Origin of the sequence: Lachnoclostridium sp. An181 (genome assembly GCF_002160325.1) — a bacterium.
Taxonomy (GTDB): domain Bacteria; phylum Bacillota; class Clostridia; order Lachnospirales; family Lachnospiraceae; genus An181.
In genome coordinates this window covers 65,045-88,640 of record NZ_NFKJ01000006.1, presented here as the reverse complement: position 1 = coordinate 88,640, position 23,596 = coordinate 65,045, and the positions used below count along the sequence as shown (strand labels likewise).

The 23,596-nt window shown below is 43.4% G+C and carries 18 protein-coding genes; 17 read left to right on the top strand and 1 reads right to left on the bottom strand.

Annotated features, from left to right (window positions below; all coding sequences use genetic code 11):
• Positions 1–65: 65 nt before the first annotated feature.
• Together argS and B5F18_RS05780 are read left to right on the top strand one after the other, a co-directional pair.
• Complete coding sequence (argS, locus tag B5F18_RS05785; RefSeq protein WP_087156723.1) at positions 66–1,829, top strand: arginine--tRNA ligase; 1,764 nt, start codon at positions 66–68, stop codon at positions 1,827–1,829.
• A 4-nt stretch (positions 1,830–1,833) separates the two neighbouring features.
• Positions 1,834–2,979 carry an alanyl-tRNA editing protein gene (locus B5F18_RS05780; protein ID WP_087156722.1) on the top strand — a complete coding sequence of 382 codons (1,146 nt, stop codon included), beginning with the start codon at positions 1,834–1,836 and terminating at the stop codon, positions 2,977–2,979.
• 68 nt (positions 2,980–3,047) lie between these two features.
• Here the strand turns inward: B5F18_RS05780 and B5F18_RS05775 are convergent, their stop codons facing one another.
• Positions 3,048–3,536, bottom strand: a complete 489-nt coding sequence (locus B5F18_RS05775; RefSeq protein ID WP_087156721.1) for a prolyl-tRNA synthetase associated domain-containing protein — start codon at positions 3,534–3,536, stop codon at positions 3,048–3,050.
• A 164-nt stretch (positions 3,537–3,700) separates the two neighbouring features.
• Here B5F18_RS05775 and B5F18_RS05770 point away from each other — a divergent pair, with 164 nt between their 5' ends.
• The 15 genes from B5F18_RS05770 to B5F18_RS05700 all read left to right on the top strand — a co-directional run bounded on the left by B5F18_RS05770 (position 3,701) and on the right by B5F18_RS05700 (position 23,596).
• Positions 3,701–4,567 carry a CPBP family intramembrane glutamic endopeptidase gene (locus B5F18_RS05770; RefSeq protein ID WP_087156720.1) on the top strand — a complete coding sequence of 289 codons (867 nt, stop codon included), beginning with the start codon at positions 3,701–3,703 and terminating at the stop codon, positions 4,565–4,567.
• A 185-nt stretch (positions 4,568–4,752) separates the two neighbouring features.
• Positions 4,753–5,859: a C40 family peptidase gene (locus tag B5F18_RS05765; protein ID WP_087156719.1), complete on the top strand. Its 1,107-nt coding sequence runs from the start codon at positions 4,753–4,755 to the stop codon at positions 5,857–5,859.
• Between the two features lie 249 nt (positions 5,860–6,108).
• Entirely contained in the window at positions 6,109–6,870 is a 762-nt protein-coding gene (gene rpsB, locus B5F18_RS05760; RefSeq protein ID WP_162607544.1) for a 30S ribosomal protein S2, read from the top strand.
• 106 nt (positions 6,871–6,976) lie between these two features.
• The gene (tsf, locus tag B5F18_RS05755; RefSeq protein ID WP_087156717.1) at positions 6,977–7,897 is read left to right on the top strand and encodes a translation elongation factor Ts; all 921 of its coding nucleotides are present in this window, start codon (positions 6,977–6,979) and stop codon (positions 7,895–7,897) included.
• A 158-nt stretch (positions 7,898–8,055) separates the two neighbouring features.
• Positions 8,056–8,307, top strand: a complete 252-nt coding sequence (locus tag B5F18_RS05750; RefSeq protein WP_087156716.1) for a hypothetical protein — start codon at positions 8,056–8,058, stop codon at positions 8,305–8,307.
• 158 nt (positions 8,308–8,465) lie between these two features.
• Positions 8,466–13,652, top strand: coding sequence for an alpha-N-acetylglucosaminidase TIM-barrel domain-containing protein (locus tag B5F18_RS05745; RefSeq protein WP_087156715.1), 5,187 nt, complete (start codon positions 8,466–8,468; stop codon positions 13,650–13,652).
• Positions 13,653–13,748: 96 nt separating this feature from the next.
• Positions 13,749–14,315: a CDP-alcohol phosphatidyltransferase family protein gene (locus tag B5F18_RS05740; RefSeq protein ID WP_087156714.1), complete on the top strand. Its 567-nt coding sequence runs from the start codon at positions 13,749–13,751 to the stop codon at positions 14,313–14,315.
• Positions 14,316–14,377: 62 nt separating this feature from the next.
• Entirely contained in the window at positions 14,378–15,013 is a 636-nt protein-coding gene (locus tag B5F18_RS05735; protein ID WP_087156713.1) for a histidine phosphatase family protein, read from the top strand.
• Position 15,014: 1 nt separating this feature from the next.
• Positions 15,015–16,136 carry a flagellin lysine-N-methylase gene (gene fliB / locus B5F18_RS05730; protein ID WP_087156712.1) on the top strand — a complete coding sequence of 374 codons (1,122 nt, stop codon included), beginning with the start codon at positions 15,015–15,017 and terminating at the stop codon, positions 16,134–16,136.
• 17 nt (positions 16,137–16,153) lie between these two features.
• Positions 16,154–17,446, top strand: a complete 1,293-nt coding sequence (locus tag B5F18_RS05725; RefSeq protein WP_087156711.1) for a homoserine dehydrogenase — start codon at positions 16,154–16,156, stop codon at positions 17,444–17,446.
• Positions 17,447–17,546: 100 nt separating this feature from the next.
• Complete coding sequence (locus B5F18_RS05720; protein WP_162607543.1) at positions 17,547–19,475, top strand: C69 family dipeptidase; 1,929 nt, start codon at positions 17,547–17,549, stop codon at positions 19,473–19,475.
• 343 nt (positions 19,476–19,818) lie between these two features.
• Positions 19,819–21,402, top strand: coding sequence for a ClC family H(+)/Cl(-) exchange transporter (locus B5F18_RS05715; RefSeq protein WP_087156709.1), 1,584 nt, complete (start codon positions 19,819–19,821; stop codon positions 21,400–21,402).
• 102 nt (positions 21,403–21,504) lie between these two features.
• Positions 21,505–22,200 (top strand): UMP kinase, encoded by a 696-nt coding sequence (gene pyrH, locus B5F18_RS05710; RefSeq protein WP_087156708.1) that lies wholly within the window; start codon positions 21,505–21,507, stop codon positions 22,198–22,200.
• 19 nt (positions 22,201–22,219) lie between these two features.
• Positions 22,220–22,771: a ribosome recycling factor gene (frr, locus tag B5F18_RS05705; protein ID WP_087156707.1), complete on the top strand. Its 552-nt coding sequence runs from the start codon at positions 22,220–22,222 to the stop codon at positions 22,769–22,771.
• A gap of 117 nt (positions 22,772–22,888) precedes the next feature.
• A complete protein-coding gene (locus tag B5F18_RS05700) occupies positions 22,889–23,596 on the top strand; it encodes an isoprenyl transferase (protein WP_087156706.1) in 708 nt (235 codons plus the stop codon).

The window sequence follows — 23,596 nt, the reverse complement described above, 5'->3', positions numbered from 1 at the left end:
AGGCTATGCTAGAATAGAAAAGATAAACAGTGATTGAAACCAAAGATTAGGAGGATGAAAAATATATGAAACAATTGGCAGAACTCCTGACAGAAGAATTGGAGAATGCGTTTGAAAAGGCTGGATACAGCGGAGAATACGCAAAAGTAACATTGTCAAACAGACCGGATTTGTGTGAATATCAGTGCAATGGCGCTATGGCAGGTGCAAAAGCATATAAAAAAGCGCCTTTTATGATCGCTCAGGATGTAGTGGACAGACTGGGAGAGAGTGTCTGTATTGAGTCTGCACAGATGGTAAAACCGGGATTTATCAATATTACATTGAAAAAGTCTTTTGTGGCTGATTATCTGAATCAGATGCAGGCTGATGAGAGATTGGGCGCAGCTGCAAAAGAAAGAAGAAAGATTTTAATGGATTACGGCGGACCAAATGTGGCAAAGCCGCTTCATGTAGGACATCTTCGCTCCGCAGTGATTGGGGAGAGCATCAAAAGAACTGCAAGATTTCTCGGTCATGAGGTGATCAGCGACGTTCATCTTGGGGACTGGGGCTATCAGATGGGTCTTATCATCACGGAGTTGAAAAAACGCAAACCAGAACTTCCATATTTTGATGAAACTTTTACAGGTAAGTATCCAGAGGAGGCGCCGTTTACGATCAGTGAACTGGAGGAAATCTACCCTACAGCCAGCGCGTATGCAAAAGAACATGCGGATTATAAAGAAGAGGCTTTGCATGCAACCTTCCTGTTGCAGAACGGGCACAGAGGTTACCGTGCTATCTGGGATCACATCATGCGCATTTCCGTGGAAGATTTAAAGAAGAATTATGGAAAACTGGACGTAACTTTTGATCTGTGGAAAGGGGAGTCCGATGCGCAGAAATATATCCCGGATATGGTAGAAAAGATGAAAAAAGACGGATATGCACACCTGGATGACGGCGCGCTTGTTGTGGATGTCAAGGAAGAGACAGACACAAAGGAAATCCCTCCGTGTATGATCTTGAAATCAGACGGGGCTGCCCTTTATGACACGACCGATCTTGCCACTTTGGTGGAGAGAGAAGAGCAGTATAAACCGGATGAGATTATCTATATTGTGGATAAGCGTCAGGAGCTTCATTTTATCCAGGTGTTCCGTTGTGCGAAAAAGACAGGTATTGTTGGCGAGGATACCAAACTTACCTTTTTAGGATTTGGAACCATGAATGGAAAGGATGGCAAACCATTTAAGACAAGAGACGGCGGCGTGATGCGGTTGGAGAATCTGATCCGTGAGATAGATGAGGAGATGTACAAAAAAATTGCAGAAAACCGCACAGTTTCTGAGGAGGAAGGAAGAAGGACAGCAGAAATCGTAGGACTGTCAGCTTTAAAATACGGAGATTTATCAAATCAGGCGTCCAAAGATTATATTTTTGACGTGGACAGATTTACATCTTTTGAAGGGAACACAGGGCCGTATATTTTGTATACGATTGTGCGCATCAAATCTATTTTGGCAAAATATGAGGAGATGGGCGGCTCTTTAGAAGGACTGAAAGTGAAAGAGGCTGTGACAGACTGTGAAAAAGCCCTGATGCTGGAAAATGCAAAATTCAACAGCGTGATCGAAAATGCTCACGAAGAACTGGCTCCTCACAAAATCTGCGCTTACATTTATGATCTGGCAAATACATTCAACCGTTTTTATCATGGGGTGAAGATCATCGGCGAGGAGAATGAGGAGACAAGAAAGGGATATATTGCCCTTCTGCTTGTGACAAAGAGAATTCTGGAGACAAGCATTGAACTGCTGGGATTTGAGGCTCCGGAAAGGATGTAAGGCCATGACGGAAAAATTATTTTATCAGGACAGTCATATGAGCACATTCACGGCAAAAGTGGAGTCCTGCATGCCATTAAAAGAGGGATATCAAATCGTGCTTGACAGGACTGCTTTTTTCCCGGAAGGCGGAGGTCAAGGCGCGGATACAGGGATGATTTCTTCTGTCCGCGTGCTGGATGTACAGGAAAAGGATGGGATTATTTTTCATTTTACGGATGCTCCCCTTAAGATGGGCCAGGAAGTGGAAGGGAGCATTGACTGGGAAAAGAGATTTTCCAAAATGCAGCAGCATACAGGAGAGCACATTGTATCCGGTATCGTGCATTCCAGGTTTGGATATAATAATGTAGGATTTCATTTGGGAGAGGAGAATGTGACCTTGGATTTCAACGGTGTGCTCACAACAGAGGAATTAAGGGAAGTGGAGTACGCGGCCAACGAGGCGGTGGCAGCCAATGTGGATGTTCTCGTGTCCTATCCGGATGACAAAGAGTTGGAGACATTAAAATATAGAAGTAAGATCGAGATTGAAGGGCAGACAAGGATCGTTACCATACCAGGATACGATGTGTGTGCCTGCTGTGCGCCACACGTGAGAAGGACAGGGGAAATCGGCATCATCAAGCTTGTCCAGATGCAAAAGTATAAAGGCGGAGTGAGGATAGCCATGAAATGTGGTTTTAGAGCTCTTGAAGATTACAATAAAAAAGAGACGACCGTGAAGGCGCTCTCCGCTCTGCTTTCCGCAAAAGAGGAGGAGCTTACAGATTTTGTAGAACGTTTAAAAGAAGAGATCTTTGAACTCAAAGGAAAAATTTTGGGGCTGAATCAGAAAATTTTTCAATCTAAGGTAGAAAAATTGGAGGATGGCTGTGACAAAGTGATTTTCTTTGAAGACACAGATGCAGTTGGTATGCGTAATCTTATGAATCTGGCACTTGAAAAAAAGGGAAAGATGTGTGCCGTGTTTTCCGGAAAAGACGGTGAATACAAATACGTCATTGGGAGCAAAGAGAAAGATGTACGGCAGATTGCCAATAATTTGAATGAAATGTTTCAAGGAAGAGGGGGCGGAAAGCCGGACATGGTGCAAGGCTCTCTAAAAGGGACAAAAGAACAGATTGAAAAAATGTGGGATAAGTTATAATAACAAAAGAAGGATGCGCGCAGTAAATGCAGCATCCTTCTTAAGTTTATGCATGAAATTTTTGAAGTTTACAAGCGGATTTTGTTGATATCCACATCCAAATTCCATAAGAATTTATCCAGGTCTTTATAGGATAAAAAGACAGTGGCTGTGTTTTCCAGAGGATGGATACCAAGACTTTTTTCTTTTGTAAGACTGCTGTCAATGAAAAACTCTACGGCATGATCTTTGTCGTTCATCAGACCGAACGGAGTCACTGCCCCCTGTTTTAAGCCGAGGTATTTGTCCAGTCTTTCTTCAGATGCAAAGCTTAAATTGCCTGCTCCAAGGGTTTTGCCAAGCTTTTTCAAATCAACGCTTTTCTTCTCATCCAAAGTTACGAGAAAATGCCGTTTCCCTTTGGAATCACGCAAAAAAAGATTTTTACATAATGTTCCTTTAGCCGGTAGACCAAGACGGTCCATGTCTTCCATGGTGTAAACCGGTTCATGCTCAACGACCTCATATTTGATTCCGTATTTGTCTAAAGTATCGTACACATCTTGCTTTGTAGCCACTGTGATCACTCCTCTTCTTGTTTATATAACAAGATTATAGTGTAAATCTGTTTCCCTGTAAAGCGATAAAGTTTATAGTTTTTTAAGTTGAATCTTGAAGGTGGGAGAAGTACAATAGAAAAAGTGACAGAAATTGAATGTTTTTTATGGAAAGGATTTGAGAAATGCAAAAGAATGGTTTGAGAATGATACTGCGGATGTTTGGCCCGCTTTTGATAGCATATTTGATATCAGGGTTTGTTACGTCCGCTTTTTCTATGTGGTATATGGGGCAGATGTGGCCGGAGATTCAGAAGGCTCAGGAACAAGGCATGGACGCGATGGCCATTACAGAGCAGGTCATGGAAAAACTGCTCCCGCATACAAATGAGATCATGGCTGCGGCTGCGCTGGTTACGATTCCGGTCATGATTATTTTATTTTTGAGAGATATAAAAAAGCGGAAAGCAGCAGGGATCCCGCAGCCGAAAAAAGAAAAAATTTGGAAGTATGGTGCAATCATTGTTCTGGCTGCGGCTGCGTGCATTGCTTTAAATAATCTGATGCTCATTGCCAATGTGACCGCTGTGGATGAACAGTATCAGCAGACAGCCAGGGCGCTGTATTCCTCGGCGTTTTGGATCCGGATTATAGGGAATGGTTTTCTGGTACCTATATCAGAAGAACTTGTCTTCCGGGGAGTGTTTTACAATCGCCTGAAAGAAGTTGCGAGTATCAAAAAGGCGGCTGTTATTACGTGTCTGATCTTTGCGGTATATCACGGAAATTTGGTCCAAATGATTTATGCGGGTATCATGAGTGCCATGATGATTTTTGTCTATGAAAAGTATGGTTCTGTCAAAGCACCGATAGCAGCGCATATTGTGGCAAATCTTGTTTCTGTCATCTTCTCTGAATTTGGAGTTTTTGATGCGATGTTTACAGATGTTATGTATGCTGGCATCTTCACGGTAATCTGTGCAACTTTATGTACTGCAACCGTTTTATTTATCCAGAAGATTACGGAGCCTTCCTTAGAAGAAACAAAATAAATGTTACAAAAATATTAAAAAATATTGCAAATAAATAAGAAACCAATTATAATAAGAGCATTGATAAAAATAAATATTTAAAGATTCTTATTGCAAATTTAAGAAGAATCATGTATCCTTGGGATGGACGTTCCAAGAATAGTTTGGAAACAGATAATTTTATTAAGGACAGGTGAAAGAAAAAAATGAATAGACTGAACAAGCTTACACGGATGCTGGTAATTTCTCTTCTTGCCGGCTCTATGGTCATTACGCCGGTATTGGCAGCTCCGGATGTAGACAGTATTCAGCAACAGAAGGATGCTGCACAGAGTCAGGTGGACTCCTTGCAGAAACAGTTGAATGAGACGATCTCCAAGATTAACAGTCTGGAAGAAGATTTGGTCAAGACAGGTGAAGAGATTACAAAAGCTACAGATGATCTGGCTGCGGCAGAGAAGAAAGCAGATCAGCAGTATGAAGATATGAAACTTCGTATTAAATACATGTATGAGAACGGCTCTGGGGCAGATTTGGAAAAGATTTTTGAATCAGAATCTTTTGCAGATGCATTAAGTCAGGCTGAATATGTTCAGAACGTACATAAATATGACCGTCAGCAGCTTGAAGAATACATAGAAACAAAAGAGCAAATTGAAGAATTAAAAAAGACAAAAGAAGAGCAGATGAATAACCTGGAAAAACAGCAGGCTGAGTATGACAGTCAGAAAGCATCCCTTGATAAGACTTTGACAGAAAAAAAAGATCAGGTGAGCAATCTGGATGCACAGCTGCAGGCAGCTGTTGCACAGGCCGAGGCGGAGAGAAGGGCAGCTGAGGAAAAAGCTGCGGCAGAACAGACTGCAAAGGAAACTTCTTCCACAAACAGAAACGATAACAACGATAATGATGACACTACAGTCGCTCCACCGGCAAATAAACCAAGCGGCGGAAACAGCGGCTCAACAGGCGGCAGTGGAAATACAAGCGTAGCTGCTGCGATTGTCAGTGCAGCTTATAGCTGTCTTGGAACCCCGTATGTTTGGGGCGGAAATACTCCGGGTGTGGGACTTGATTGTTCAGGACTTGTCGCATATGCGTATGCTCAGGCTGGTATCAGTGTTCCGAGATTTTCAGGAAGTCTTGGAGCAGGACCAAGGGTTTCCAATCCTCAGCCGGGCGATGTATTCTGTCAGCCAGGTCATGTAGGAATCTACATTGGAAATGGGCAGGTTATTCACGCGCCAACAGAAGGCGAAGTCGTTAAGATTTCAAATGTCTGGGGTAACTATTGGTTTACCAGATGGTGGTAAGATTAATAAATGTATATGCAGGGATGTCATGAAAATATGACATCCCTTTTGTGTGTGTTGTGACAATAGAAAGTTGCAAAGCGTATTTTCTATTGTTGGGCTTGCATGCAGGAAAAACTTATGGTATACTACAACCGTTGCGAAAAAACACATATGTGGATACTGCGGTGGTGCTGAAGTCTTTTTAGAAACCAGTTCCGCAGAGTGAGAAGAAACATATGGAAGAAAAACCAAATGGAGGAACAAAAAATGAGCGTTATTTCAATGAAACAGCTTTTGGAAGCAGGTGTTCATTTCGGACATCAGACAAGAAGATGGAACCCTAAGATGGCTCCTTATATCTACACAGAGAGAAATGGTATCTATATCATCGACCTTCAGAAATCTGTAGGAAAAGTAGATGAGGCGTACAAAGCAATCTCTGACATTGCAGCAGACGGAGGTACAATCCTTTTCGTTGGTACAAAGAAACAGGCTCAGGATGCAATCAAAACTGAGGCAGAGCGCTGCGGAATGTTCTATGTAAATGAGAGATGGCTTGGAGGTATGCTCACAAACTTCAAGACAATCCAGAGCAGAGTAAACCGTCTGAAAGAGATCGAGGCAATGTCTGAAGACGGAACATTTGATGTATTGCCAAAGAAAGAAGTTATCGCACTGAAAAAAGAGTGGGAGAAACTTGAGAAAAACCTTGGCGGAATCAAAGAGATGAAAAAGATTCCGGACGCAATCTTTGTTGTTGACCCGAAAAAAGAAAGAATCTGCGTACAGGAAGCACATACACTTGGAATTCCGTTGATCGGAATTGCTGATACAAACTGCGATCCGGAAGAATTAGATTACGTGATCCCAGGAAACGACGATGCTATCAGAGCCGTAAAATTGATCGTAGCTAAAATGGCAGATGCTGTCATCGAGGCAAACCAGGGAGCTACAGGAGTAGAAGAAGTATACGAAGAAGCAACTGAAGAAACTGAAGTAGAAACAGAAGAGGCTGCTGAAGAAGAATAATTGGGATGAGAATGCTTCAGCCTGAAACATGCAGGTTGGAGCATTTTTGTAAACGTGACAAAAGGCAGAGTATAATAGAGAAAATCAATCGATGGAGGAGAAAATCATGGCAATTACAGCAAGCATGGTAAAAGAATTGAGAGAAATGACAGGCGCTGGAATGATGGACTGCAAAAAGGCGCTGAACGAGACAAACGGAGATATGGAAGCAGCAGTAGAATTCTTGAGAAAAAATGGTCAGGCAAAAGCTGAGAAAAAAGCGAACAGAATTGCTGCAGAAGGTCTTGTAAAAGCAGTGGTAAAAGATGACAAAACAGCTGCTATCGTAGAAGTAAACTCTGAGACAGACTTTGTTGCAAAGAATGAAGAGTTCCAGAAATTCGTGGAAGGTGTTGCAAATCAGGCGCTCGCATCAAATGCGGCAGATATGGATGTATTTATGGCAGAGGCTTGGAATGAAGATACAAGCAAAACAGTTGCGGACGCTCTGACAGAGAAAGTCGCAGTGATCGGAGAAAAACTGAGCATCAGAAGATTTGAAAAGATCGAGACAGAGGGATGTGTCGTATCCTACATCCACGGCGGTGGAAGAATCGGTGTTCTTGTACAGGCTGATACAGATGTTGTAAACGATGAAATCAAAACATGCCTTAGAAACGTAGCAATGCAGGTAGCAGCTATGTATCCGAAGTATGTATCCCGTGATGAAGTGTCTCAGGAGTATCTGGATCATGAAAAAGAAATCCTTCTTGCTCAGGCAAAACAGGAAAATCCAAACAAACCAGACAACATCATCGAGAAGATGATCATTGGACGTCTGAACAAAGAATTGAAAGAAGTTTGCCTCTTAGACCAGGCTTACGTACAGGACAGCGATCTTACAGTAGCTCAGTACGTAGAAAAAGTCGGAAAAGAGAACAATGCAAATCTTTCTGTTAAGAAATTTGTTCGTTTTGAGACAGGCGAAGGTATTGAGAAGAAAGAAGAGAACTTTGCTGAAGAAGTTGCAAAACAGATGAATATGTAATTTCATAAGCCGTAAGGTGCTTGAGGCCCTTGAAAATCCCGTAAAACGGGCGTTTTCAAGGGTTTTTTGTTTGCCGTAAGTCGTCAGAAACACAGAATGTTCCCAATATCAAAGAAATTTTGAAACATTGGAAAAAATCCAAAACTTGGGGAGCATCCATGTATGCATTTGCACTGGCGATTATAGGAACCGCTTTTATCGCTGGTTCCACCTTTGCCGTTATAGCTCAGCCCCCGCGTATCCTATTGTGTGTATTACTGGCCATTCCCGGATTCATTGGATGGATAGTCCCTTATTTTTTGTATAAAAAAGTTGTGAGAAGACGGACAGAACGGCTCACACCACTAATAGAAAAAAAGTATGATGAAATTTATGAAATATGCGAAAAAGGAAATAAGTTGTTAGGATGATATGTGTATTTAATTTATCGTCAAAATCCATCATAGATAAAAAAATATATATTAAAGATAAAATAGATAAATAAGTAATTGATATAGTGTAAAAGTTTATCTATAATAGTTAAAGGCCAATGAAAAAAGATAAATGAAAAGAAAGAAAGGTGAGAGAAGTGAAAAAGAAAATTTATAACAAGGCACAAAGACTATTGGCTCTATTTTTTGCCTTGGTACTGGTGATCTCTTCTATACAGCTGCCGTCAGCAGCTGCGGAGAAAAAGGAAGGGAAAAATGGCAACCTGGTAAATATTGCTGCAGACTGTGATATTTCAGTGGCCAGCGAACAGTATCCAAAGGGAAATATGGTGGACGGAGATGACGAGACGCTGTGGGTACAAAACGGCGGACAATGGCCGAGTGAAGTTTCCTTACGTCTTCCAATGGACAACACCAAAAAAGTGAAAAAGGTTGTTGTTAAATTTGAAAAGGGACATCCCAATTGGAGCGTGGACGTAAAACTATCGCACGCGCTCAACAATGTCACAAGCGATTTGGTTGTGGACGATGTAAAAGAAGGACATCCTTTTGATGAGACGTATGAGTATGTGTATGACACTGCTTTGAATTTTACACATACATACATTACACTTTCCAATCCAACAGACAATGGACAGGTAGGCGGTTTCTGGCCGGCGATCGCTGAAGTGGAGATATGGGCAGAAGAGGAGACTGGAGAATCCGATCTACTCAATGTAGCCTCTTCTGCAAATATTACTTCTGTGGGCGGTGATGCAGGAGTGAAGGGAAATCTGGTGGACGAGAATTATGATACGCTGTATGTGTTCAACAATGGAGGAATGTCCACACTTCCGGACGGAGCATGGATTGAGATGGAATTGGACAGAGAGTATCCGGTGCAGTCCATGGAGGCGGCCTTTGAGCTTTTGGATCCGGACAGCAATGATTTCCATTTTACGTTTGATGTACTGGGAAAGAGCAGTGCAGATACCCAGTGGCAGACATTGTTTGCAGGGGTCGAGGCAACAAGACTTAAAGATGGGCATATTCAGGAATTAAAGCTGGATGCTGCGAAAAATTTAAAAAGTGTGCGCATCAATATCACAGACATCAAAAGCAGCGGCGGGGACCCGTGGCCGGCTTTGGCAGAGTTTAAGATCTTTGCAGATGCAGGAGCAGGAGATGTTGTGGACACGGAAAGTATTGCGTACAAGAAACCAGTACATACGAATGCAGGACAAAGCACAGTTTCCCGCATAAACGATGGCTCTACGGTCAATGTATGGTCAGGGGAAAGATACCCGGCATACATCGATATTGATCTTGAGAAAAATTACAATCTGGATGAAATTCAGGTATTTACGCCTTCGGCTGGATACTCTCAGTATTCTATTTATACCAGTATGGATGGCAGAGATTTTGATAAACTTGCAGAAAAGACAAGCAAAGATAGTTGTCCAAAAGAGGGAGAAAGCTATCAGGCAAAGGGGAAAGAGGCAAGGATCGTAAGGCTGTATATCGAATATCAGTCGGAATCTTCCAAATCTCTGGTAAACGAAGTAAGGGTTCTTGGAAAAGAGAGCAAAACGCCGGTGATGGAAACGCCGGAGGTAGTTGTGGAAGATTTTGAAGGCTCTGCATATGATGTGGACATTACAAATGAAGACACAATAGAAGAAGTTCAGGGAATTGTAGAAAGGCAGATCGGAGCAGAATATGTAGATTGGTTTACCTTTGAGCTTGCGGATGCGGACAATGGCTATGACTATTTTGACATCAGCCAGAACGGGGACAAGATCCATATCAAAGGAAATGACGGAGTATCTCTTGCAACTGGTCTGAACCATTATTTGAAATATTTCTGTAATGTAAATATTTCACAGGTGGGAGACCAGGTGAAAATGCCAAAAGAGATTGTTCCGGTTCAGGGAACCATTCACAAAGAAACAAAATTCCCGGTTCGTTATTCTTACAATTATTGTACGCTTTCCTACTCCATGGCATTTTGGGGCGAAGAGGAATGGAGAAATGAGCTTGACTGGCTGGCGCTAAATGGTGTGAATGTTGTATTGGATGCAACAGCACAGGAGGAAGTATGGCGCAGATTTTTAGGTGAACTTGGCTATACACATGAAGAGGCAAAAGACTTTATTGCCGGCCCGGCTTATTATGCGTGGGCGTATATGGCAAATCTCTCCGGATTTGGCGGCCCGGTGCATGACAATTGGTTTGTGGAGCGCACTGATCTTGCCAGGAAGAATCAGCTTGCCATGAGAAAACTTGGTATGCAGCCTGCACTGCAGGGATACAGCGGTATGGTCCCTGTTGATATTACGGACAAGGATCCAAGTGCTCAGGTCATTAAGCAGGGAACTTGGTGTTCTTTCCAACGACCAAGTATGTTAAAGACGGACAGTGAAACTTTTGACAAGTACGCGCAGATTTTCTATAAAGTGCAAAAACAGGTATTTGGTGACGTTTCCGATTATTATGCAACAGATCCATTCCACGAAGGTGGAAATACAGGTGGAATGAATCCGACTGTCATATCAGAAAGAGTGCTTGCAAATATGATGCAGGCGGACAAAGACGCTGTCTGGATCATCCAGTCCTGGCAGGGAAATCCGACAACCGCTCTTTTGCAGGGACTTGAAGGGAACAGAGAGCACGCACTGGTACTGGATCTGTATGCTGAGAAGACTCCTCACTGGAATGAACAAGATCCAAACGCATATGGCGGAGGAGAATTTATGGATACGCCATGGGTATATTGCATGCTCAACAACTTTGGAGGACGTCTTGGACTTCACGGACATATCCAAAATTTTGTGGATGGTGTCGTAGAGGCGGCCGACCAGGCTGAACATATGCAGGGAATTGGCATCACGCCGGAGGCATCCGGGAATAATCCTGTGCTGTATGATCTGTTCTTTGAGACTATCTGGACTGACGATGCAGACAATCTTCAGAAAATAGATCTGGATGAATGGTTTAAAGATTATACGACAAGGAGATACGGAGCTGAAAGCGAATCTGCTTATGAGGCAATGCAGATTTTGAACGACACGGTATACAATCCACAATTGAACATGAAAGGCCAGGGAGCTCCGGAATCTGTAGTGAATGCAAGGCCGAAACTGGATGTGAGCGCGGCATCCACATGGGGAAATGCAGTCATTGATTATGACAAAGAAGATTTGGAAGAAGCAGCCAGACTCCTTCTGAGTGATTATGACCAATTGAAAGGCAGTGCCGGATATCAGTATGATCTGGCAAACGTCCTTGAACAGGTACTTTCCAACACTGCACAGGAATATCAGAAAAAGATGGCCAGTGCATTTCGTGAGGGCGACGGTGAGAAATTTGAGCAGATGTCAGACACATTTCTTGAGATTATTTCCAAGGTGGAGGAAGTGACAGGTACTCAGGAAGAATTTATGGTAGGAACTTGGATTGAGTCTGCCAAAGAACTGGCAAAAAATTCAGATGACTTTACAAAAGACCTCTATGAGCTGAATGCGAGAAGTCTTATCACGACATGGGGAAGTATTGAGCAGGCGAACAGCGGTGGATTAAGTGACTACTCCAACCGTCAATGGGCAGGACTTACGAAAGATTACTATCAGCCGCGCTGGGAAAAATGGATTGCAGAACGCAAAAAAGAGCTGGCAGGCGAGGAGTCAAAAGAGTTCTCTTTGGAAGACTGGTTCGAGATGGAATGGGAATGGGCAAGAGCAAACAACGAATATCCGACAAAACCAAATGGACTGGATCTTGAGAAACTTGGAAATGAGATTCTTGAGAAATATTCTGTGACAGCCATCCCAAAAGATCCGGCAGAGGATGACACTTATGATATTCCTGTGGAAGGTATAACAGCAACAGCGGGCAGCGAACAGGCGGTTTCCGGAAGTGAGGGACCGGCATCCAATGTACTGGATGGAAATACAAGCACAATCTGGCATTCTGTTTGGAGTGGTACAGAAAGAGAAAACCTGTGGATCGATCTTAAGTTACAAGAAAAACAGATGGTGGACGGTGTGCGCGTGCTCCCAAGACAAGAAGGGGGCACAAATGGAATCATCACGAAGTACAGAATTGAAGTGAGCACGGATGGTGAGAACTACACCAAAGTAAGCGAAGGAACGTGGAATAGCGGAAATGGATGGAAGATGGCAAAATTTAGTCCTGTGGAGGCAACAAATATCCGCATCTATGCAGTGGAATCCCTTACTACAGACAGCAATAATTATGCGTCTGCAGCTGAGATTCGTGTGATGGCACCGAAACAGGAGACACAGAAAATCTCCACAGAAATTCTGGAATATGCCATTGAGCTGGCAGAGAAAGCAGGCACACAAGATGTTATCCCGGTAATCGCAGAGGAATTCGAGGCAAGACTTGCAGCTGCAAATACAATCCTGGACAAAGTAAACAGTGGTGATACAAAAGTTACCCAGGAACAAGTGGATGATACATGGAAAGCACTCATCAATATCATGCAGTACCTGGAATTCAAACAAGGCGACAAGACAGACCTTGAGAAAGCTATTGAATTTGCGGAAAGTCTGGACATGAACGACTATGAGGACAATGAAAAGATGGATGCATTCCTTGAGGCCCTGGATGCAGCGAAGGATGTAAGAGATGATGAGAATGCAATGCAGGATGAGATCGATGACGCATGGAAGGCGCTCATCAAAGCAACTGCAGAGCTGAACCGCAAGATGGCGGACATGACAGACTTAAACAAAGTGATCGAATGGACAAGTGCGCTGGATCTTAGCAAATATCTGGAGGAAGGACAGGACACCTTCCGGGCAGCCCTTGAGGCGGCAAGGGATGTGTCAGGGGATATCCTCTCCACACAAAAAGAAGTTGACGATGCCTGGAAAGCACTCATGGATGCAGCGAGCGCATTGAGACTGAAACCGGATAAGGGGGCTTTGGAGGAGCTGCTCGAAACAGCCAAGAGCTATCTGGCAAAAGAAGGCGAGTATGCGGCAGAGGCATTTGCTGCATTCAGAAACGCATATGCTGATGCGGCAGCAGTGTTAGGAAACGAGCAGGCGTCCGCAGAACAGGTAAGAACAGCCCAGAAAAACCTTGGGGATGCGATCGTCAAACTGGACAGGAGTACAGTTTCCGCAGATCAAACAGCAGAGGCTGTTGCAAATTCAGCTGAATCTAAGACAAATGATCTGACGGAACAGTCAGATGCAGCGAAAAAAGATACAGTAAAATCCGCAAAGACTGGAGATGAAACTGCGATTTTCATGTTGTTCCTTGCAATGGCAGGGGCAGCTCTAATAGCAGGCGCAAAACTTAGAAAGAAAAATTAAAAACTAAATTGGGAACCAGCATGGTATGCTGGTTCCTTTTGCTTTTTACAGGGTAACATGGTATGCTGGAAAAAACAGAAGAGGAGAGTGGGAGAAATGAAAATACCGGACAAAAAGGAAATGTTTTCGATTCCAAACTGCATGGGATATTTTAGGATCCTGTTGATTCCTGTGTTTTGCACAGTGTATTTGAAGGCCCATACGATAGGGGAGCAGTATTTGGCGGCCGGGATACTTCTTGTCTCTACGATCACAGATTTTCTGGACGGCCAGGTTGCCAGAAGATGCAATATGATTACAGAATTTGGCAAGATGCTGGATCCTGTGGCAGATAAGCTGACTCACGCAGCACTTGCAGTCTGTCTTGCATTCCGGTATCCGGCAATGAAGTATCTCATAGCCCTGATGGTTGTGAAAGAAGGGTTTATGGCAGTGATGGGAGTCGTGAATATGCGCCATGGATGTAAGCTAAAAGGAGCAAAATGGTTTGGAAAGGTCTGTACAGCAACGCTGTTCTTTTTGATGCTCGCGCTTGTTGTATTTCCGGAAATAGACAGAAGGCTTGCAAGGAACCTGATTATAGCCGAGATGGTGATCATGTTCCTTACATTGATATTTTACATCCCTGTGTTTTACAAAATGAAACAGGAGTGGAAAAAATAGAAGAAAGTTTTCATCTATTTTCAGGAAAGTAGTATAATGAAACAGGCGAGGAGGCAGAAAAAATGAAGTTATATTTGGTAAGACATGGAGAGACAGATTGGAATAAAGTAAGGAAACTGCAGGGACAGGTAGATATCCCGCTCAATGAATTTGGAAGAGAGCTTGCAAGGGAGACAAAAAAAGGACTGGCGGATATTCCGTTTGCAGTATGTTACACAAGTCCTTTAAAGCGGGCGAAGGAGACAGCAGAACTAATTTTGGAAGGCCGGGATGTCCCTATCATCGAAGATAAAAGAATTATGGAAATGGCGTTTGGAGTCTTTGAGGGGAAATGCTGTTCTAAGGAAGGATGGGAGCTGCCGGATGACTTCCAAAAGTTCTTTGACGATCCTGCTGCTTATGAGGCTCCGGAGGGCGGAGAAAATTTTGCAGACTTAAAAAGACGCTTGTCCAGCTTTTTATCTGAATTATATGAAAAGGAAGAGTACAAAGACAGCAATATTTTGATTACTACACATGGAGCCGCGCTTGCAGGAATACTCAATGTTATCCGGGAGGACCCATTAGAAAAATATTGGGGAATCGGAGTTCAAAAAAACTGTGCTGTGAGCCAAGTCGAGGTAAAAAATAAAGTTCCAAGGATCATCTCAGAAAACGTAGTGTATTACAAGGTAAAAGTGGAGGATTGGAAGAGATAATATGCAAAAGATCAGACCGAATTATTATGACAGATTTTCTTGTATTGCAGGAGAATGTCCGGATACCTGCTGCGTGGGATGGCAGATTGTAATCGATGAACAATCCTTGGAAACTTATGCACATGTGCCGGGAGAGTTTGGTAAAAGACTGAAGAAGTCGATTGACTGGATGGAGGAGTGTTTTGGCCAGGTCGATGGAAGATGCTGCTTTTTAAATGAGCGGAATTTGTGCGAAATCTATGGAGAGCTTGGGCCCAAAATGCTCTGTCAGACGTGCAGAAATTATCCAAGACATGTGGAGGAATTTGAAGGAAGAAGAGAGTTTTCACTTTCTTTGTCCTGCCCGGTGGCTGCAAAACTGATCTTGACAGGTGAAGAAAAAGTAGAGTTTTTGATGGAAGAGACGCCGGAGGAGGAAGAATTTGAAGAGTTTGACTTTTTATTGTTTACAAAATTAGAGGATGCCAGGGAATGGATGATAGAAATTTTACAGGAAGAAACATGGAGCGCCGAAGAAAAGATGCAGGCAATCCTTTTTCTGGCAAAAGAGATGCAGACTTGTGTGGATGCAGGGACATTCTTTGAAATTGACGATAGGATTGAAAGCTGTAAAAAACAAAAATGGGAAACAAAAAACAATATTTCCGGGAGATTCCGGTTTATGAAGAGCAGTGTAAGTTTGTTCGAGGAACTGGAAATTCTGCGCAGTGAATGGAAGATAACGATAGAGAAAACGAAAAGGCTGTATCACGGAGAAGAGGACTATAAAAAAATACGCATGGCCTTTGAAGAGGAATATATAGAAAAAAATAAAGAAAGCTTTGAGAGAATACAGGAAAAACTCTTGCTGTTTTGGATTTATACATATTTTTGCGGGGCAGTGTACGATGATGAAATCTATGCAAAGGCTATGCTGGCGGTGTTCAGTACCCTTTGGATAGAGGAGATCAATATGATGCTGTGGCTGGAAAACGAAAGAGAGCTTACAGAAGATGAGATGATCCGGACAGCATGGAGGTATGCAAGAGAGATCGAGCATTCCGATCCAAATCTTATTGTGCTGGATGAAATTTTTTCCCGGGATGAAAGATTTGAGTTTGAAAAAGTACAGGAGGCACTTTAAAAGGAGGAAGGGACAATATGGAGAATAAAAAGATAAAAATAGCATTGCTCGGGATTGGCACTGTAGGCGGAGGAGTCTACAAACTTATAAAGAAAAGAAAGGATATGATGGAGAATCTTATCGGAACACAGCTGGAAGTGTCAAAGATCCTGGTGCACAATAAAAGAAAGAAACGGGAGGGAATAGACGAGGCTCTGATCACGGATGATTGGAAGGAAATACTGGAGGACAAAGAGATTAGGATTGTGGTGGAGCTTATGGGAGGAATTGAGCCTGCCAAAACGATGATACTGGAGGCATTAAAAGCAGGAAAACAGGTAGTGACCGCAAACAAGGATCTTTTGGCTGAGTATGGACAGGAACTTTTGGAAACTGCTGCAGAGAACAGGGTAGATCTGATGTTTGAAGCCGCGGTGGCAGGAGGGATTCCTATCATCCGTCCGTTAAAACAGTGTCTGGCAGGAAATGAGATTACCGAGATCATGGGAATTGTAAACGGGACAACCAATTTTATTTTGACCAAAATGTTTGAGGAAGGAATGGAGTTTGAGGACGCTCTTGCCATGGCGACAAAGCTTGGATACGCAGAGGCAGATCCGACAGCGGACATCAAAGGATATGATGCGGGAAGAAAGGTCGCCATCATGGCGTCCATCGCATTTCATTCAAGAGTACGGTTTGCTGACGTGTATACAGAAGGTATTACAAAGATTTCGGCGAAGGATATTGCCTATGCAAAAGAGTTGGACTGTGTGATCAAACTACTGGGAATTGCTCACAATACACAGGATGGAATTGAAGTGGGAGTTTACCCTGTCATGCTGGACAAAGGACATCCTCTGGCATCTGTGAGGGATTCTTTTAATGCAGTCTATGTGGAAGGAGACGCGGTCGGAGACGCTATGTTTTATGGACGTGGAGCAGGAGAGTTTCCGACAGCCAGCGCGGTGATGGGCGACCTGATAGAAACTGCCCGAAACTTAGAAAGCGGATGCAGCGGAAGGATTGGCTGCACCTGTTATAAACAGATACCGATCAAACCTTTTGAGGAGGTAAAAAACAGTTTCTTTTTGCGCATACAGGTAAAAAATGAACCGGGTGTGCTTGCAAGGATCGCGAATGTTTTTGGAAGCCACAAAGTAAGCATTGCCAGGGTTGTACAAAAGAATTCGAAGAATAAAAGTGCAGAGCTTGTCATTGTGACGGAGAAAGTAAAAGAGTACCATATGCAGGATGCACTGGATGAATTGGAAGGCATGGATATCACGGAGAGTGTCTGCAGTGTCATCAGGGAATACGATGGAAGATAAAATTTTATATTGACAGAATGCGAAAGGAGGATTATAATCAAATACATGTTTTGTATATTTATGCAAAATAATGTATATTAAAGGAATGGAGGAAAAGGAAATGTGGAAGAAATCAATTGCCGCTCTTGTCCTTACAGGCGCGGTGGTTTTAGGAAGTACAATGAATGTGTCGGCATGTATGGGGATTTATGTTGGAAAAGAAGTTTCCGAAACAGGCTCCTCCTATATAGGGCGTTCTGAAGATATTGGAAATAATTATACAAAAATCTATACAGTACATCCGGCAGAGGACCATGAGCCGGGAGAGATGTTTACGGATTCTTATGGTTTTTCCATGGAGTATCCGGCACATACATATCGGTATACACTGGCAAAAGACTCACCGTTACAGGGTGAAGGAGACGAGGCTTTTGCGGAAGTGGGTATCAACGAAAATGAAGTGGCGGTGACAGCGACTGTGTCCACATATTATAATGAGGAGGCAAAAGCTGCGGACCCTCTGGTTTCAAATGGAATCTGTGAGATTTCCATGGGGACTATTTTACTGGGACAGGCCAAAAGCGCGCGCCATGGAGTAGAACTTTTGGGTGATATCATTGATAAGTATGGTACCGGGGAATGCAATATCATTATGATAAGCGATCCGAATGAGACGTGGTATATGGAGACTGTATCCGGACACGAGTATGCAGCGGTGAAACTTCCGGACGACAAGGTGGCGGCGATTCCAAACATGATGCTGCTTGGAACCATTGATGTGAATGATAAAGAAAATGTGATCGTATCTGACGGACTGGTGTCTCTTGCAGAGGAAAATGGATTTCTGAAGACAGAAAACGGCATGATCCATGTTGCCAAGACATACGGAGCAAAGGACCCGGGAAGAGGACAGCTCACCCGTCTTTGGCAGGGAGTATATTATCTGAACGCAGAGAAAGCAGATGAAATAAGCATTGAGCCGAACAAAGACGGCAGCTTTGGGCCATATGACCTTTTATTTGCTCCATCCAAGAAACTTTCCTCACAGGATATCATGAAATTTTTAGCATTTCGCGGAGAAGGAACAAAGTTTGATTCCAACAAGGACGCCGGCATTTATCCTATCGGAAATTCCAACCAGGCAGAGTGCCATGTGCTGGAGATGAGAGAGGGAATGTATGACGGAATGTCTGGCATAGAGTGGATCGCGATGTCAAGAGCAGAATACTCCCTTTACCTTCCATACTATGCTGCCATGATCACAGAGACATGGGAAGGATACCACAACGAGGAAATGACATCTGTGCCGGGCTCCATGTACTGGTTATTCTGTGATCTAAATAATCTGGCTGATGACAACCGTGATCTGTACGGGAAAAATGTCCGCACCTATCTTGATAAATATCAGTCAGCGCTCATTGAGCAGCAGGACCAGGTGGACAAAGACATGGCAAAATTGTACGAAAAGAGTCCGGTTTTGGCACAGGAGAAAGCCACAGAGCTTGGAAAGCTCATCGCGAAGGAAACATATGAACATGTGGACAGCATCCGCACAGAGTTGAAAGCGTTCATTGCAGAAGGAAAAACCGGAGAATTCATGCCATCTGTTTTGGAAAAGAATGTAATGCCAAACTACAGTGTGGAACGTGTGATGGAACCGGTGGACAAGACTGTCTTGGAAAAGATGCTCGGAGAGGTTAAAGAACTGTTGAGCCAAATTGATGCGGCAGCATATACAGAAGAATCATATAATGCACTGAAAAGTGCGGCGGCAGAGGCTGAAGAATTGTTGGCAGACATCACAGCAGATCAGACACAGATTGATGAAATGGTCGAGAAGTTAAAAAATGCAAAAGAGAATCTGACAAAGCTTGCAGTCCAGAAACCGGATAATGAGGAGAAAACAGACAGCACAAAGAAACCGACAGTGAGTGTATCCAAAAAACCGACGAAATCTGTGAAAACCGGAGATGAAACAGATGTATCCTGGATGCTTGTAATGGCAGCGGCAGGAGTATCTGCATTGGCTATGTCCAAGAAACGCCGTTAATAAGAAGGCCTGCGGGATGGTGATTCCGGCAGGTCTTTTGCATCATGGGAAACAGCGAAAACCCGTTAACCTTCCGGCTAACGGGTTTCGTTGTTTTTATAGTTATCTAAAGGAATGAGAGTAAAGTGTATGCTCCAAACTGGAGCTTAACTTTATGAGGGGGGATGATAGTTGTCTTTCAACTATCATGGTTATAGTATATAATTGAATTATGTCTAAAATATGTTCTTTCTATAAAAGAAAAATAATATTTCTTAAAAAAAGATTAAATCCAGATGAGGATATTCTAAATCTGGCATTTTTCGACAAAGACAAGAGAAAAGATTGAGAGAAGGAAGAAAAAATGAAAGAGAAAAAAGATACATCCCACACAATAAAAAGGGCAGAAAAGCTCCACACGATCATGATAGGAGAAGGATTGGCCGTGGGGATTGTTGCAGGGCTTACAGTGCTTGCCTACAGAATCGCCCTGTCATATGCGGATACATGGCTGCAGGGAATTATAAAATGGGTGGGAGATCATCCGCTGAGAATGGCGGCGTGGATAGCGGTGCTTTTGGCGATGGCGGTGATGGTCAGCGTTCTGGTAAAATGGGAGCCCATGATCTCGGGCAGCGGTATCCCCCAGTTGGAAGGAGAGATGACAGGAAAATTAGAGCAGACGTGGTGGAAGGTTCTTCCGGCAAAATTTGCGGGTGGATTTTTGTGTCTCCTGGGCGGACTTTCTCTTGGAAGGGAAGGCCCATCCATTCAGCTTGGCGCGATGACGGCAAAGGGGCTTTCCAGAGGCATGAAAAGAGGGATGACAGAAGAAAAGTTTCTGCTCACATGCGGAGCAAGCGCAGGGCTGTCAGCGGCATTTCACGCCCCGCTTGCGGGAGTGATGTTCTCCCTGGAGGAGATACACAAAAACTTTTCCGCGACTGCGCTTGTATCTGTGATGACTGCGTCTTTGAGTGCGGACTTTATAGCCTCCAATTTTATTGGGATTGAACCGGTATTTCAGTTTGAAATTGGAAACGTACTGCCGCATCGCTATTATTGGATGCTGATCCTTTTGGGAATCCTGCTTGGAATTTTGGGGGCCGTTTACAACTGGTCAACTCTGAAAGTGAAAGGGATTTTTGAAAAAATGAAAAAAGTCCCTCTGTGTGTGAAACTGATGGTACCGTTTTTGTGTGCGGGTGTACTTGGGTTTGCAAATCCACAGTTTCTCGGAAGCGGCCACAACCTGATCATTTCACTCACAAACCACGAATGGATGCTGGGCAGTGTGATAGTAGTATTTGCAGTTAAATTTCTGTTTTCTGTTGTAAGTTTTGGCTCCGGAGCGCCGGGCGGCATCTTTTTTCCGATGCTCGTGCTTGGTTCGCTGATCGGGGGAACTTTTGGGCTTGCAGGCGTGGAATGGTTTGGTATGGATATGGATTATGTAAACAATCTTGTCCTTTTGTCCATGGCAGGTTATTTTACTGCGATCGTACGGGCTCCGCTCACAGGGATCATCCTTATATTTGAGATGACAGGAAATGTCAATCAAATGCTTTCGCTTTCTGTGATTTCCATTGTGGCGTATATTACGGCGGAACTTTTAAAATCAGAGCCTATATACGAAAGCCTTCTCAAAAACCAGCTTGCGTCCATGGGATATGTACAGCCGGAGGGAAAAGGAGCTGAAAAAGTGCTGAGTGAATACGCGGTGATGTACGGATCAACACTTGACGGTGTGAAAGTAAAGGATATTACATGGCCGAAAAATTGTCTTCTCGTGTCTGTAAAAAGGGAGGGAAGAGAACTGATCCCAAGGGGCAATACGACGATTCTGGCAAGTGACATTTTAACGATCATGACAGATGTAAAAGATATGGGAAAGGTGTACGATGCGATGAATAGACTGCGCAGTGAAAAAGGGATCCGGGGCGCATAAAACTTTTGTTTTCTTTTTATTACACATATGCTATAATTTCTACAGAATAAACGATAGACACTTTCTGTGACTGTCTGTTGTTATAATAAAGGAGTCAGACATATGAAAAGAGTACTGTTGAAACTGAGTGGAGAAGCACTGGCAGGAGATAAAAAAACAGGATTTGATGAGGCTACCTGTATTGCAGTTGCAAAACAGGTGAAAGAGCTTGTGGATGACGGGATTCAGGTTGCGATCGTCACAGGCGGGGGCAACTTTTGGAGAGGAAGAACAAGTGAGACGATCGACCGTGTAAAGGCAGATCAGATCGGCATGCTTGCCACAGTGATGAACTGTATCTATGTATCCGATATTTTCCGTTATGTTGGGATGGATACAGAAATTTTCACACCGTTTGTGTGCGGTGCATTTACTACATTATTTTCAAAAGATGCGGCTGTTGCCGCCCTGGAACAGGGAAAGGTGATTTTCCTTGCAGGAGGAACTGGGCATCCATATTTCTCAACAGATACCGGAGCTGTGCTCAGGGCGATCGAGATTGAGGCAGATGCGATGCTGCTTGCAAAGGCCATCGATGGAATCTATGACAGCGATCCAAAAGTAAATCCGGACGCAAAAAAATATGATGAGATCACAATCGATGATGTGATCGCACAAGGATTGGCAGCAGTGGATATGACAGCCTCCATTCTCTGTAAAGAGAATAAAATGCCAATGCTTGTATTCGGATTGAATGAAGAGAACAGCATTGTGGAGACTATGAAAGGAACATTTACAGGAACAAAGGTGACTGTATAAGAAAGTGGAGGAAGATAGAATGAACGAAAAACTGAAAGTATACGACGAAAAAATGACAAAATCACTGAAGAGCTTATATTCTGAGCTTTCTACTATCCGGGCAGGACGTGCAAATCCGCATGTGCTGGACAGAATCATGGTAAACTACTATGGAACACCGACACCGATCCAGCAGGTGGGAAATATTTCTGTACCGGAAGCCCGGATGATCCAGATCCAGCCATGGGAGAAGAGCATGGTAAAAGAGATTGAGAAAGCAATCCTGACATCAGACCTTGGAATCAATCCGACAAACGATGGTACGGTTATCCGCCTTGTGTTCCCTGAGCTTACAGAGGACCGCCGTAAAGAACTTGCAAAAGACGTAAAGAAAAAGGGGGAGGCAGCAAAAGTTGCTGTCCGCAATATCAGAAGAGATGGAAATGACGCATTTAAAAAATTAAAGGGAAGCGATATTTCCGAAGATGAGATCAAAGATTTGGAAGATGAACTGCAGAAATTGACAGATAAATACATCAAAGAAGTGGATAAAGCAGTGGACGAAAAGACAAAAGAGGTTATGACGGTATAATTAAAGAACTTTCCATGAAAGATAAGCAAGGTTAGAGGAGCGGAAAACATCTGGCCTTGCTTATCTTTCATGTTAAAATGCGTATAAAAATGTGCAAAAAGATGAAGGAGGATTCCGATGAATGTACCACAACATATAGCGATCATCATGGATGGAAACGGGCGGTGGGCAAAGGCAAAAGGGATGCCCCGCAATTACGGCCATGCACAGGGAAGTAAAAATGTGGAGAGAATCTGTGAGGATGCATATAAGATGGGAGTGAAATATCTTACGGTGTATGCATTTTCAACAGAAAACTGGAGCAGGCCCGCAGGCGAGGTCAATGCTCTGATGAAACTTTTGAGAAATTATATGAAAACATGTCTGAAGACAGCGGAAAAAAACAGGATGAAAGTCAGGGTTATCGGAGACATTACCGGACTGGATGACGATATCCGCAATAGAATCCTGGAACTTGAGGAAGCGTCAAAGAACAATGATGGATTGAATTTCCAGATTGCCATCAATTATGGCAGCAGGGATGAGATTCTCCGCGCAGTCCGAAAGTTGGCAGAGGACGTAAAAGAAGGGAAACTTGTTCCTGAGGAGATTACAGAGCAGTGTTTTGAAAGTTATTTGGATACGCACGATATTCCGGATCCGGATCTTTTGATCCGAACAAGCGGGGAACTGAGGCTTTCCAATTATCTTTTGTGGCAGCTTGCCTATACAGAGTTTTATTTTACAGATGTGCCGTGGCCTGATTTTACAAAAGAAGAGCTGATAAAGGCGATAGAACATTACAACAACAGGGACAGGCGCTATGGCGGCGTAAAGGAGGAGTAA

Excerpts from the sequence above, each read along its gene's own strand:
- B5F18_RS05770 (WP_087156720.1), top strand. The coding sequence starts at position 3,701 with ATGCAAAAGAATGGTTTGAGAATGATACTGCGGATGTTTGGCCCGCTT.
- B5F18_RS05720 (WP_162607543.1), top strand. The coding sequence starts at position 17,547 with ATGTGGAAGAAATCAATTGCCGCTCTTGTCCTTACAGGCGCGGTGGTT.
- tsf (WP_087156717.1), top strand. The coding sequence starts at position 6,977 with ATGGCAATTACAGCAAGCATGGTAAAAGAATTGAGAGAAATGACAGGC.
- B5F18_RS05780 (WP_087156722.1), top strand. The coding sequence starts at position 1,834 with ATGACGGAAAAATTATTTTATCAGGACAGTCATATGAGCACATTCACG.
- B5F18_RS05750 (WP_087156716.1), top strand. The coding sequence starts at position 8,056 with ATGTATGCATTTGCACTGGCGATTATAGGAACCGCTTTTATCGCTGGT.
- B5F18_RS05700 (WP_087156706.1), top strand. The coding sequence starts at position 22,889 with ATGAATGTACCACAACATATAGCGATCATCATGGATGGAAACGGGCGG.
- B5F18_RS05715 (WP_087156709.1), top strand. The coding sequence starts at position 19,819 with ATGAAAGAGAAAAAAGATACATCCCACACAATAAAAAGGGCAGAAAAG.
- frr (WP_087156707.1), top strand. The coding sequence starts at position 22,220 with ATGAACGAAAAACTGAAAGTATACGACGAAAAAATGACAAAATCACTG.
- B5F18_RS05735 (WP_087156713.1), top strand. The coding sequence starts at position 14,378 with ATGAAGTTATATTTGGTAAGACATGGAGAGACAGATTGGAATAAAGTA.
- pyrH (WP_087156708.1), top strand. The coding sequence starts at position 21,505 with ATGAAAAGAGTACTGTTGAAACTGAGTGGAGAAGCACTGGCAGGAGAT.
- argS (WP_087156723.1), top strand. The coding sequence starts at position 66 with ATGAAACAATTGGCAGAACTCCTGACAGAAGAATTGGAGAATGCGTTT.
- fliB (WP_087156712.1), top strand. The coding sequence starts at position 15,015 with ATGCAAAAGATCAGACCGAATTATTATGACAGATTTTCTTGTATTGCA.
- rpsB (WP_162607544.1), top strand. The coding sequence starts at position 6,109 with ATGAGCGTTATTTCAATGAAACAGCTTTTGGAAGCAGGTGTTCATTTC.
- B5F18_RS05725 (WP_087156711.1), top strand. The coding sequence starts at position 16,154 with ATGGAGAATAAAAAGATAAAAATAGCATTGCTCGGGATTGGCACTGTA.
- B5F18_RS05765 (WP_087156719.1), top strand. The coding sequence starts at position 4,753 with ATGAATAGACTGAACAAGCTTACACGGATGCTGGTAATTTCTCTTCTT.
- B5F18_RS05740 (WP_087156714.1), top strand. The coding sequence starts at position 13,749 with ATGAAAATACCGGACAAAAAGGAAATGTTTTCGATTCCAAACTGCATG.